Below are 11,359 nucleotides of genomic sequence, written 5' to 3'. Positions count from 1 at the left end.
GGGTTTATATCTTAAAAGTTAACTTATACCTGTGGTTTATTCATTTATAAATTAGACTTTTGAGGGATGTATAAGTTAAGAACCTGACTAGGAACCCTATAAAGACTATAATAAGGTTAACTTCTGATTTTAAATTATAAGGTGCAAAAATTAATTAGCTAAAAGATGAGAATTTAAAAATGTCAATTTAGCTTTAAATTACTTGGATTAAAGCAATTAGATTCTTTATTATAAAAGTTTAATGAAAACTTTTAGGGAAGATATTATTTATAGAAATGAGTATAGAAGCTATTAAATTATGTAATTATATATTATAATAATTGCACTGTAACTTATGTTACATACTTAAGCTATTAAATTATTTATAATAAATATATAATAAGCTAAGAATTTTACATTGCAAAATATATGAGAAGGAAGTGTTTATATGAAATCAATAGAAATTATGATAGATGAACATAAGAATATAAAAAGAATGTTAAAAGTAATAAGAGAAAACTGTCTAAATATATTAAGAAGAAAAGAAGTGGACTTTGAGGATTTTTATAAGGTTATAGATTTTGTACGTAACTATGCAGATAAGCATCATCATAATAAGGAAGAGGAAATTCTATTTAAGTATATGGGAGAAAATCTAGGAGCTGCAATAAAAAATGGTCCTATAACAGGGATGCTTATAGAGCATGATCTTGGAAGATTATATATAAAGAATCTAGAAGAAGCCTTAGGAAGGTTAGAAGGGAAGAAAGAAGAGGCAGTTTTAGATGTGATGACTAATGCTATGGCTTATGCAGAACTCCTTCTAAGGCATATTGATAAAGAAGATAATTTAATATATACCTTTGCTGATGCAAAATTAAGTGAATATAATAAGACAATAGTTGATGAGAAATGTATGGTAGTAGAAGCTGAGGCTAAGGATAAAGGAATACAAGACAAATATATAGATCTTTTAAAAGGCCTTGAGAAAAAGGTAGGAATAGTTAACTAGATATATTAGTATTTCATAGATAATAGTATAATTAGTATGTATAATACTAAGGAGGATATCAATGAATATAGTAGATTTTCACCATATAGCTATAATATGTTCTAATTATTCTATATCAAAAGACTTTTATACCAATATATTAGGCTTTGAAGTAAAGAATGAAGTCTATAGAGAAGAGAGAAAATCCTATAAACTAGATTTAATAAGAGGATCTATGAATATAGAATTATTTTCTTTTACTAATGTAGCTAAAAGACCTAGTTATCCAGAGGCAGCAGGATTAAGACATTTAGCCTTTAAGACTAAGGATATATTAAAAGATCATAAATATTTAATTTCTAGGGGAGTAAAGGTAGAGGATTTAAGAATAGATGAATTTACAGGAAAAAAGTTCTTTTTCTTCTTTGACCCTGATAACCTTCCCTTGGAGATATATGAGTAGATTATAAAATTAAGTTGTTTTTAGTTTTAATAGAGATTACTAAATGGGCTTTCGAATTAAGAGATCTAACAACCATATGTTGTCTTAGAATTAAAAAAACTAATACAATATATTGTAGTTTTTATTCTTTGTGCGACAGCACAAATGGTTTTGGATAAATCTAGAGTAAAATGTAAATCATATATTAGAGTGTTTATTTTTAAGTTTAAATAAGGATACTATAACCATCCATAGAATAAAAATTAATAAGGTTTAGTAGAGAATTTTAATTATATTCTCTACTAAACCTTATTCTTATTTTTCAGATATAAGATTATCCCATAATTCATAAAGAGTCTCAAGTTCCTTTTCAATAGAGGAAATTTCTCTATGAATTTTTTCCGATTTTTCAGGATTTGAGTAAATTTCCTCAAGGCATAAATCTTCTTGAAGCTTGCATAAGTTTTCTTCTAAAGAATTTATCTTACTTTCTGTGTCCTGAACTCTTTTAGCTTTAGCTTTCTCTTCTTTTTCTATTTCTCTTTTCTTTTTTCTTTCTTCTGCTATTTGAGTTTTACTTTTTCCTTGAAGTTCTTCTAGTCCTTCATATCTATTAGGATTCTTCTTTTTATCAGAGTAGTAGGTGTAGTTACCAAGATACTCTTTGATTCCTCCCTCTTCTAATTCAAAAATCTTTTCTATAACTTTATTTAAGAAATATCTATCGTGGGATATTACAATTAAAGTACCGTCATAACTAAGGATAGCATCCTCTAAGGCTTCTCTTGCCATAATATCTAGATGGTTAGTAGGTTCATCTAAAAGAAGGAGATTAGACTTAGATAGCATAAGCTTTAATAGATTTATTCTACATTTCTCTCCACCACTTAAAAGCTTTATTTCTTTAAAAACATCCTCTCCAGTAAATAAAAATGAAGCTAAGGCATTTCTAACCTGGGTAGTGGATAGCTTTGGGAATTCATCCCATACCTCATCTAATATGCTTTTATTCTCATTTAAATCCCTTTGTTCTTGGTCGTAATATCCAAGGAAAACATTTTTACCTATAACTTTAACTCCAGAAGAAGGAGGCTCTTTGTCCATTATTATTTTAAATAAGGTTGTTTTACCACGACCATTTTCTCCTATAAGGGCAATTTTTTCTCCCCTTTTAATATCAAAATTTACATTATTAAATAGAAGCTTATCTCCATAGGATTTACTAAGCTCTTTTCCATATAAAACATCATTACCACTTTTAATTTGTGTTTCAAATTTTATCTTTGAAGCCTTACCTTCCTTTGGAGGAGCCTCAATTCTCTCAATTTTATTTAGTGCCTTTTCACGGCTTTCTGCAGCCCTTATGCTCTTCTCACGGTTAAAGGACCTATAACGTTCGATGATCTCTTCTTGTCTTTTAATTTCTACCTGTTGAAGGTTATAAGCTTTAAGCTTTGCTGCATAAGCCTTTTCACGAAGGTCTAAAAATTTAGTATATGGAGCATTAAAAGTATTTACTTCCCCATTTATAAGTTCAAAGGTGTGAGTTGTTACAGAGTCTAGGAAGAATCTATCGTGGGATATAACTATAATTGTTCCTTTGTAAGCCTTAAGATAATCCTCAAGCCATTCTATAGCCTCTAAGTCTAAGTGGTTAGTAGGCTCATCAAGAAGGAGGATATCAGGATTTGTAAGAAGAAGCTTACATAGAGCAACCCTTGTCTTTTGTCCTCCACTTAATATACTTATATGTTTATTAAAGTCCTCCTCAGTAAATCCAAGACCTTTTAGAACTCTACCAATTTCACTTTTATAAGTATATCCACCTCTATTATTATAAACCTCAGTCAAGATGATATAATCTTTTATAACCTTTTCATGGTAACTTGCCTTTGAGGGGTCATACTCTTCGGCCATTTTTTCTTCTAATACTTTCATCCTATCTTCCATATCTAGAAGAGGTTTAAATACCTTAAGAAGCTCTTCATATATGGTTGTAGTAGCTTCTAAAGATAAATGTTGAGACAAATATCCAAGGGTTTTACTTTTATCTATAAAAACATCACCAGAGTCTTGATCTAATGTTCCAGTTAGAATTTTAAATAGGGTAGATTTTCCTGCTCCATTTGCTCCTATAAAGCCAACCTTATCTCCATCATTAATAGAAAAAGTAATTTTATTTAAAATCACATCTATACCATAACTTTTATGTACATCTTTACATCCAATAACTATCATTTTTTACTTCTCCTTAAAAGAAAATTTCCTTAAATAATTATACTATTACTCATAAAACTTATCAAATCTTATATAAAATAAAGCACTATGGGTTTAAAAAATTCATAGCGCTTTATTTTAAGTATAATGATAATCATATGATGATTTTAAGTATTAGATAAAGATAGCTAAACCTAGGCATATAAGTATTATTCTAGAAAATTGGATAAATTGGTATTTAAATACTCTTCTAAAGATTCTAGAGTTAAAATTAAATAAGTTTTAGGGGAGAAGGGTATTGGAGAAAAATGAAAAGCCATATTTCCTCCGAAAGAATTTAGTGGAATCATATTACTAAAGTTATATGTGGATTTGAAAGAAAAGGGGATTACAGAATTATTTAATAAATTATAATTTTTATCTTGAAAAGGGATAAAATCTCCAAAAACATTTTGGTCATATATGTCTGAACTTTGAGATTCCATACAATTACCTCCAAATATATAATAAATATCAATATATAATATGATAGAAGAAAGTATTTATGAAGGAAACTATAAATTTTATCACTTTTGCCTCATAAGAGTAATAGTATATTATATTAAGGAGGTAGAGATTATGTTGGATGTACAAAAGATTAGGACATTATTTCCAGGCATTAACGACCAGGTACCTTTAGACAATGGAAGAAAAACTCTCGGTATAAATTTTGATAATGCAGCAACAACTCCTCCATTTATATATGGAATAAAAAGTATAGAAAAGTTTGCCTCCTGGTACTCTTCAGTTCATAGAGGTGCAGGATATAAATCCAAGATATGTTCAGACTTTTATGAAGACGCGCGAGAGAGAATTCTAAACTTTTTTAATGCACCTAAGGATAAGTATGAGGTGATCTTTACCAAAAACACTACAGAAGGGCTTAATTTATTAAGCCATTTATTAGTTAATGAGAAAGATAGTGTTTTAAGTACTTTTATGGAACATCATGCTAATGACTTACCTTGGAGAGGAAAATGTGATTTAGATTATGTATCTATAAAAAGTGATGGAACTTTAGATCTAGAAAATTTAGAGGCGCATCTTAAAAAGAAAAAGATAAAATATTTAACAGTTTCAGGAGCCTCTAATGTTACTGGATGTGTTAATGATGTAAATAAATTAGCTAAATTGTGCCATAAGTATGGAACTAAAATAATAGTAGATGGAGCTCAGCTTGTTCCTCATAAAAAAGTAAATCTATTAGGAGGTTCAAAGGGCGAGGAAATAGATTTTTTAGTGTTCTCAGCTCATAAAATGTACGCTCCTTTTGGAATAGGAGTGGTAATAGGATTAAAAGAAGAGCTTAAGAATAAGGAGCCATTTATAAAGGGTGGAGGAACAATAAAGATAGTAACAGAGCATAAGGTGTATTGGGATGAATCTCCAGCTAGGGATGAAGGAGGAACTCCAAATGTATTTGGTGTGGTGTCTCTTCTTGCATCTATGCAGCTTTTAGATAGTATAGGAATGAATAGGATACATGATGAAGAAATAAGAATAACTAAATATATACTAGATAACATGAAAAAATTCCCAGTAGATATATATGGACCTTTAACCACTGATAATAGACTCGGAATAATAACTTTTAATGTGGAAGGAATGGGACATAGTAAAGTAGCTAATGAACTATCTTCTAAGTTTGGTATATCAGTTAGAAATGGATGTTTTTGTGCTCATCCTTATGTTGAGAAGTTACTGGGTATAACAGAAGAAGATATGGAATACTATATAAAGAATTATGATAAAGTAGAAAAGCCAGGAATGGTAAGGGTAAGCTTAGGACTTTATAATACCTTAGAAGAAGCTAAAAAGTTTTTATGTGCTTTAAAATATATAATAAGAAACAATTAATATATAGATGAAATTAATTGTTTTTAAGGATAATTAATAAATGAGAAAGAGTATGGTAAGGCGGCCATACTCTTTCCTTTTTATTTACAATTAAAGGAGTGTTTATTTATTAAATCTTACATAGGAAGGCATATTATCATCAATTAAAGGAGAGATGTATTTATATGCTTCCTCTGTAAGGTTATTTCCTTGTTCATTTATCCAATTCATTGGAACATATTTAATACTATTAGCTACACTGGAAGCTTCTGCTAAAAAAGTAGTTGATTCATAAATAGAGGAATCTTCCCTTTTTATAGCTACCATATATCCAGTGTTTCCATCACTGGCATAATTTAAAGCTGCTTTACCTACCATGTAAGCTTCATCTAAGTCAGTTTGAGAAGCTATATGCATGGAGCATCTTTGAATAACTCCAAGTTCAAGGGCCTTTACCCTTTTTGTAATACCAGCATTTATTATGATATTTTTAAGGTAATTACCTACGCCACCTAGCTGAGCATGTCCAAAGTTATCGTGACATCCAGATATTCTAACTTCTGAGATGAAGTTTCCATCCTTATCTTTTAATCCTTCAGATGCTACTATGTAAACTTGATTTTGACTATCAAATTTTTCTTTAACGTCCCTTAAGAAATTTTCTTCTGAGAAAGCTACCTCAGGAAGGTATATAAAATCTGCTACAGGCTTTCCATTTAATTTAGAAGTACAAGCACTAGCTGCAAGCCATCCAGTATCACGACCCATAGTTTCAAGAATAAAGATTCCATTATTAGTATAAACCGAAGAATCTAAATAAGTCTCTAAGGCTATAGTTGATATTAACTTTGCGGCAGAACCAAAACCAGGAGTATGATCAGTTATAGGTAAATCATTATCTATGGTCTTAGGTATTCCTATAACTTTAACAGGAATATTATTAATTTTTGTATACTCACTAAGCTTGGCTACTGTATCCATGGAATCATTACCACCTACATAAAAAAAGGTGTCTATATCTAATTCCTTTAATATGCTAAAAAGTTTTATATATTCTTCATTATTTTCTCTAACATCCTTCATTTTATATCTACATGAACCTAATCCAGAAGAAGGAGTGAATCTAAAGTTTTGTAGATCTTCCTTAGATTTTTCTGATAAATTTACTAATTTTTTATTTAATATTCCTTCTATACCGTTTATACCAGCATATACATTGTCATAAAATCCCTTTTTAAAGTTTTCCTCAACAACTCCTATTACGCTTGCGTTTATTACTGCAGTTGGACCTCCAGATTGTGCTATGATGCAATTAGACATATTTATTGTTACTCCCTTCTCTTCATTGGACTATACCATATATATATTATACTAATATAATATACTAAAAAGAATAAAATATAAAGGTGTTTTTAAAAAAATATTTATAAAATAAGAATAAAGTATAGCACATATACTCTGAAGACAATGAAATAGTAATAATTTATATTATCAAAAATTATAGAGTTAATGGTTATTTACACTTAATTTTAAGTTAAAGTTTTTAAATTTATAGAAAAATTATGAAATAAAATAAAAGTGATATAGTAGATATATATTGAGGGTATTTTGAATATTAATACTAAAGAAGGGGAATTTTTCTTTTCAACCTGTAAACTATGGAATATAATAGATGTGTTAAATAAAAGAGAGGGGTAGGTTTATGGAGTTATACTCGCTTATGCTAATAGCTATAGCTTTATCTTTAGATGCTTTTGGAGTAGCTTTAAGTATAGGACTTAATTGTGAGGTTAAAACCTCGAGCAAAATATTATTTATATTATCCTTTGGATTCTTTCAATTTTTCTTGTCTTTTTTGGGAGCATACATAGGGTATATATTCACTTCCTTTGCAGCAGTACCTAATATTATTGGGGGGATGATTATATCAATAATAGGGGTGATGATGATTAAGGAAGGCTTTGAAAATAAAGAGGAATGTATATTATTAAAGAAAAGAATGTATTTAATTCTTGGGGTTTCTGTTAGTATAGATGCATTAGTAGTTGGATTTATAACTTTAAATACAATAAAAGATATAGGTCCTTTATTAAGTAGTACTTTAATAATTGGGGTTACCACTTTAATATTAACATCATTTGCATTTATATTATCTAAATACCTTAATAAAATACAATTTATTTCTAAATATGCAGATTTTATTGGAGGAGGAATATTAATTATTTTTGGATTGAAGATGATGTTCTTTTAACATTAATTTAAGTAATAAAGCTTTAAGTAAATTAAATTTATTTAAGAATTTATTCCTAAGTAAATATCTGATATAATTATATCTAATTAGGAAATAAACTACTGATTATATCTTTAAATAGTAGTGTGTATAAAATTATAAAATTGTAGGTGAAACTTATGAAGGTCATAGAGATTCTAAACAAGCACAATATTAAGATGACCAAGGCTAGAGTTAATATATACAATATAATTAGTGAAAAAAATAAAGCCATAAATGCAGAAGAGATATATAATAGATGTTTAGATCAGGGATTAAATATTAATCTGTCCACAGTTTATAGAACCTTAGAACTTTTTGAAGAGAAGGGGATAATTGAAAAATTTGATTTAGGTACAGGATATTATAATTTTTCTTTAAAAAAACATGATCATAAACATTTGTTAGAATGTAGTCTTTGTCATAAAGAAATAGAACTTACCTGTCCAATGAAACAAATAGAGGAATTGGTGAAAAACACCACAGGTTTTGTTTTAGTGGAGCATGAATTGAAAATGAAGGGGTTATGCAAGGATTGCTCTGACGAAAAATAGGCTATCTAATTTTTTAGATAGCCTATTTTTATTTCTTTAAAGCTATTAAATTATTTACTAATATAGTTAGTAGTAGCATAATTACAGACATGACAGCGATGGTTCCACCAGGAGCGCTATCTATATAATAAGAAGATATAAGTCCAAGGAATACATCTAAAAATCCAAAAATCATAGACCAAATCAGAGTGGTTTTAAATCCCTTTTTTAACTGAAGAGCTGTGGCTACAGGAACTACGATCATGGATGAAATTACAAGAATACCCATGATTCTTATGGATGCTGAAATAGTAGCCCCAACTAATAGAGTAAATATATAATTTATAAAGGATACTTTAATACCAAGAGCCTTAGCTCCTTCCTCATCAAAGGTTACATAGAGAAGTTTATTAAATAATACTAGTATTAATATAAAGCTGATTATACTAATAATTAATATGGTTTTTAAATCACCTCTAGATACTGTAAGCATACTACCAAATAGTATGGAGTTTACATTAGCAGAGGCTTTACCACTACTTATAAGTATTATAGCTATACCAATACTTAGGGTCAAAATTATAGACATAACAAGTTCTGCATATTTCTTATAATAGTTTCTTAAAAATTCTATAAAAAGTCCACAAATGGAAGTAAATGCAAAGGAGGCTAGTAAAGGGTCAACCCCTGTAGCAAGTCCTATGGAAATACCTGCAAAAGAAGCATGGGACAATGTATCACCCATCATTGAATATCTTTTAAGGACTAAGAACATACCTACTAATGGGCAGAGAATTGAAATGAAGAATCCTGCCATTAGGGCATTTTGCATAAATTCATATTGAAGCATGATTAATAACTCCTTCTTTATTTAGTTAAATTTTTAAATTCATCTATGGTAAATATATCTGCATGACCGCTACAAAGCCTTAAAACATGAGATGAATTTTTAAGCACTGCATTCATATTGTGTTCTACGGATATAACAGTCACATTATCCTTTAAATTAAGTTCCTTTATTAAGGAATAAATTTCAAGTTGATTTTCATAATCTATACCAGTAGAGGGCTCATCTAGAATTAAAATTTCAGGAAGGCCCATAAGAGCTCTTGCTATAAATATTCTCTGCTGCTGTCCTCCCGATAGGTTACCAAGAAGCCTACCCTTAAAATCATTCATATTCACTTTAGTTAATACTGAATCTATTATGGATTTATCCTTTATATTAAGAGCCTTTCTGTGGTTATTTAAAAGCTCCTTAACTGTTATTGGAAACTGAGAGTTAAATCCCTCCATTCTTTGAGGTACATATCCAATATTAGAACTATCAAGGGTTATTTCCCCAGAAATAGGGTCTAATAAATTTAGTATCAATTTTATTAAGGTGCTTTTACAACTTCCGTTTTCTCCTATTATGGAAACATAGCTTCCTTTTGGAATAAAAATACTTATATTGTTTAGAATATAAGAGGAAGCATTGTTATATGAAAAGCATAAATTTTCTATACTGATCAAGGTATCATCTCCTAAAAATAATCTTAAATATATTGTTGACATTTATTAACTCAAATATTATTATATAACCAAATGCAAATGATTTGAAATAGGAGGTTTTTGTAATGAAGAAAAAAATGTGGATACTTGGAGTATCTTTTATTATGTTATTAACTTTAGTAGCATGTTCAAAGCCAGAAGAAGTTAAAGAGGACAGTGAGAAAATAAAGGTAGTAGCTAGCTTTAATGCTATGGCTGATATTACAAAAGAAATAGGAGGAGACAAAATAGACTTATCAGTTATGGTACCAAAGGGAGTAGAAACTCATGACTTTGAGCCAAAACCAAAGGACATGGCAAATTTGAATGAAGCTAAGGTATTTGTATATAATGGATTAGGAATGGAAGGTTGGGCAGAAAGTGCATTAAATGCAGTTAATAATAGTAACCTGATCACCGTTGAAGCCTCTAAACATTGTAATCTTATAGAGAATAAAGATAACAATAATGACCATGAAGACGAAGAACATAGTCACGGAAAATATGATCCCCATGTTTGGCTTAGCTTAAAGGATGCTAATATAATGGCTAAAAATATATTAGATGGTCTTGTAAAGGCTGATGAAGGGAATAAGGATTATTATCTTGAAAGATATAAGAACTTTACAGAGAGTAATTTAAAGCTTTTACAAGAGTATGATGAAAAGTTTTCAAAAATACAAAATAAAACTATATTAGTAGGCCATGAAGCATTCTCTTATTTAGCTAGAGATTTTAAGATAACTCAAAAGGGAGTTCAAGGTGTTTTTGCAGAGGGAGAGGCTACTAGTAACAAATTGAAGGAATTAGTTGAATATTCTAAGACAAATAATATAAATACAATATTCACGGAAACAGGGGGAAGTGCTAAGATATCAGAAACCGTTGCAAAAGAAGTAGGAGCCAAGGTTGAAACCTTAAATACCCTTGAAAGCGAAGGTACCTATATAGAGACAATGAAAGAAAATTTAGAGAAAATATATAATGCCTTAATATAGAAATTTTGACTACTTGGCTATTTTAGTATATAAATATATAGAGAATATATAAAAAAGGAGAAATACTATGGAGTTTTCATCATTAGTTATAATGGAAAAAGATAAGGAAACAGGATTTTTAACCAGAGAGCTTGGAAGCTATGAAGTTAATGAAGGTGCAGAGTATGTAAAAAAACTTTATGAATCTCAGGGAAAAGTAGCTCTAGTTTTTGATACAAAGAGAGATGTGGAAGAATGGGAGTTCAGTGCTATATATGATTTGTTTCCTTATGAAATATTTAAGGATAAAGGTATAGATATTGAGGATATAGATGATGAATATAATCCAACTTGGAAGATTACTTTAGACTATAAAGAAGAGCATAATCCTATGAAGGAAGATTTAAATCAGATATGCTATTTAATAGAGGAGGCTATTTTAGAGTCTTTTAAAAGAATAGAAGGAAAAGAAGCAGAATATGTAGAGTAGAATTAGGAATAGAAAATAAAGATAAATAATATTTTAAAATTAAAAGTGAACAC

Annotated in this window: 12 protein-coding genes; 7 read left to right on the top strand and 5 right to left on the bottom strand. The window is 29.3% G+C overall.

Annotated features, from left to right (window positions below):
• Positions 1-427: 427 nt before the first annotated feature.
• Together AB2369_RS07235 and AB2369_RS07230 are read left to right on the top strand one after the other, a co-directional pair.
• Positions 428-991 carry a hemerythrin domain-containing protein gene (locus AB2369_RS07235; RefSeq protein ID WP_367665808.1) on the top strand — a complete coding sequence of 188 codons (564 nt, stop codon included), beginning with the start codon at positions 428-430 and terminating at the stop codon, positions 989-991.
• 61 nt (positions 992-1,052) lie between these two features.
• Positions 1,053-1,433 (top strand): VOC family protein, encoded by a 381-nt coding sequence (locus AB2369_RS07230; protein WP_367665807.1) that lies wholly within the window; start codon positions 1,053-1,055, stop codon positions 1,431-1,433.
• 294 nt (positions 1,434-1,727) lie between these two features.
• On the opposite strand, the gene AB2369_RS07225 is transcribed toward AB2369_RS07230, so the two are convergent.
• Entirely contained in the window at positions 1,728-3,650 is a 1,923-nt protein-coding gene (locus AB2369_RS07225) for an ABC-F family ATP-binding cassette domain-containing protein (RefSeq protein ID WP_367665806.1), read from the bottom strand.
• Positions 3,651-3,838: 188 nt separating this feature from the next.
• Positions 3,839-4,114 carry a hypothetical protein gene (locus tag AB2369_RS07220; protein WP_367665805.1) on the bottom strand — a complete coding sequence of 92 codons (276 nt, stop codon included), beginning with the start codon at positions 4,112-4,114 and terminating at the stop codon, positions 3,839-3,841.
• A 133-nt stretch (positions 4,115-4,247) separates the two neighbouring features.
• Here AB2369_RS07220 and AB2369_RS07215 point away from each other — a divergent pair, with 133 nt between their 5' ends.
• Positions 4,248-5,525: an aminotransferase class V-fold PLP-dependent enzyme gene (locus AB2369_RS07215; protein WP_367665804.1), complete on the top strand. Its 1,278-nt coding sequence runs from the start codon at positions 4,248-4,250 to the stop codon at positions 5,523-5,525.
• A gap of 102 nt (positions 5,526-5,627) precedes the next feature.
• Here AB2369_RS07215 and AB2369_RS07210 read toward each other — a convergent pair whose 3' ends face one another.
• Positions 5,628-6,824: a 6-phosphofructokinase gene (locus AB2369_RS07210; protein ID WP_367665803.1), complete on the bottom strand. Its 1,197-nt coding sequence runs from the start codon at positions 6,822-6,824 to the stop codon at positions 5,628-5,630.
• A gap of 382 nt (positions 6,825-7,206) precedes the next feature.
• Here AB2369_RS07210 and AB2369_RS07205 point away from each other — a divergent pair, with 382 nt between their 5' ends.
• Together AB2369_RS07205 and AB2369_RS07200 are read left to right on the top strand one after the other, a co-directional pair.
• Entirely contained in the window at positions 7,207-7,755 is a 549-nt protein-coding gene (locus tag AB2369_RS07205) for a manganese efflux pump (RefSeq protein WP_367665802.1), read from the top strand.
• A gap of 158 nt (positions 7,756-7,913) precedes the next feature.
• Entirely contained in the window at positions 7,914-8,327 is a 414-nt protein-coding gene (locus AB2369_RS07200) for a Fur family transcriptional regulator (RefSeq protein ID WP_367665801.1), read from the top strand.
• Between the two features lie 28 nt (positions 8,328-8,355).
• Here AB2369_RS07200 and AB2369_RS07195 read toward each other — a convergent pair whose 3' ends face one another.
• Both AB2369_RS07195 and AB2369_RS07190 read right to left on the bottom strand, forming a co-directional pair.
• The gene (locus tag AB2369_RS07195) at positions 8,356-9,156 is read right to left on the bottom strand and encodes a metal ABC transporter permease (protein WP_367665800.1); all 801 of its coding nucleotides are present in this window, start codon (positions 9,154-9,156) and stop codon (positions 8,356-8,358) included.
• A 17-nt stretch (positions 9,157-9,173) separates the two neighbouring features.
• Entirely contained in the window at positions 9,174-9,821 is a 648-nt protein-coding gene (locus tag AB2369_RS07190) for a metal ABC transporter ATP-binding protein (protein WP_367665799.1), read from the bottom strand.
• A 104-nt stretch (positions 9,822-9,925) separates the two neighbouring features.
• On the opposite strand from AB2369_RS07190, the gene AB2369_RS07185 reads away from it, so the two are divergent.
• Complete coding sequence (locus AB2369_RS07185) at positions 9,926-10,837, top strand: zinc ABC transporter substrate-binding protein (protein ID WP_367665798.1); 912 nt, start codon at positions 9,926-9,928, stop codon at positions 10,835-10,837.
• A 67-nt stretch (positions 10,838-10,904) separates the two neighbouring features.
• Entirely contained in the window at positions 10,905-11,306 is a 402-nt protein-coding gene (locus AB2369_RS07180) for a DUF6762 family protein (protein ID WP_367665797.1), read from the top strand.
• The last annotated feature ends 53 nt before the right edge of the window (positions 11,307-11,359 follow it).

Source organism: Clostridium sp. (assembly GCF_040797585.1).
Lineage (GTDB): Bacteria > Bacillota > Clostridia > Clostridiales > Clostridiaceae > Clostridium_Z.
This window is presented reverse-complemented; position numbering and strand designations above follow the sequence as displayed.

What these genes read in the sequence shown, in the direction of transcription:
- AB2369_RS07230 (WP_367665807.1), top strand. Translation starts at nt 1,053, where the DNA reads ATGAATATAGTAGATTTTCACCATATAGCTATAATATGTTCTAATTAT.
- AB2369_RS07200 (WP_367665801.1), top strand. Translation starts at nt 7,914, where the DNA reads ATGAAGGTCATAGAGATTCTAAACAAGCACAATATTAAGATGACCAAG.
- AB2369_RS07235 (WP_367665808.1), top strand. Translation starts at nt 428, where the DNA reads ATGAAATCAATAGAAATTATGATAGATGAACATAAGAATATAAAAAGA.
- AB2369_RS07225 (WP_367665806.1), bottom strand. Translation starts at nt 3,650, where the DNA reads ATGATAGTTATTGGATGTAAAGATGTACATAAAAGTTATGGTATAGAT.
- AB2369_RS07180 (WP_367665797.1), top strand. Translation starts at nt 10,905, where the DNA reads ATGGAGTTTTCATCATTAGTTATAATGGAAAAAGATAAGGAAACAGGA.
- AB2369_RS07215 (WP_367665804.1), top strand. Translation starts at nt 4,248, where the DNA reads ATGTTGGATGTACAAAAGATTAGGACATTATTTCCAGGCATTAACGAC.
- AB2369_RS07220 (WP_367665805.1), bottom strand. Translation starts at nt 4,114, where the DNA reads ATGGAATCTCAAAGTTCAGACATATATGACCAAAATGTTTTTGGAGAT.
- AB2369_RS07195 (WP_367665800.1), bottom strand. Translation starts at nt 9,156, where the DNA reads ATGCTTCAATATGAATTTATGCAAAATGCCCTAATGGCAGGATTCTTC.
- AB2369_RS07185 (WP_367665798.1), top strand. Translation starts at nt 9,926, where the DNA reads ATGAAGAAAAAAATGTGGATACTTGGAGTATCTTTTATTATGTTATTA.
- AB2369_RS07210 (WP_367665803.1), bottom strand. Translation starts at nt 6,824, where the DNA reads ATGTCTAATTGCATCATAGCACAATCTGGAGGTCCAACTGCAGTAATA.
- AB2369_RS07205 (WP_367665802.1), top strand. Translation starts at nt 7,207, where the DNA reads ATGGAGTTATACTCGCTTATGCTAATAGCTATAGCTTTATCTTTAGAT.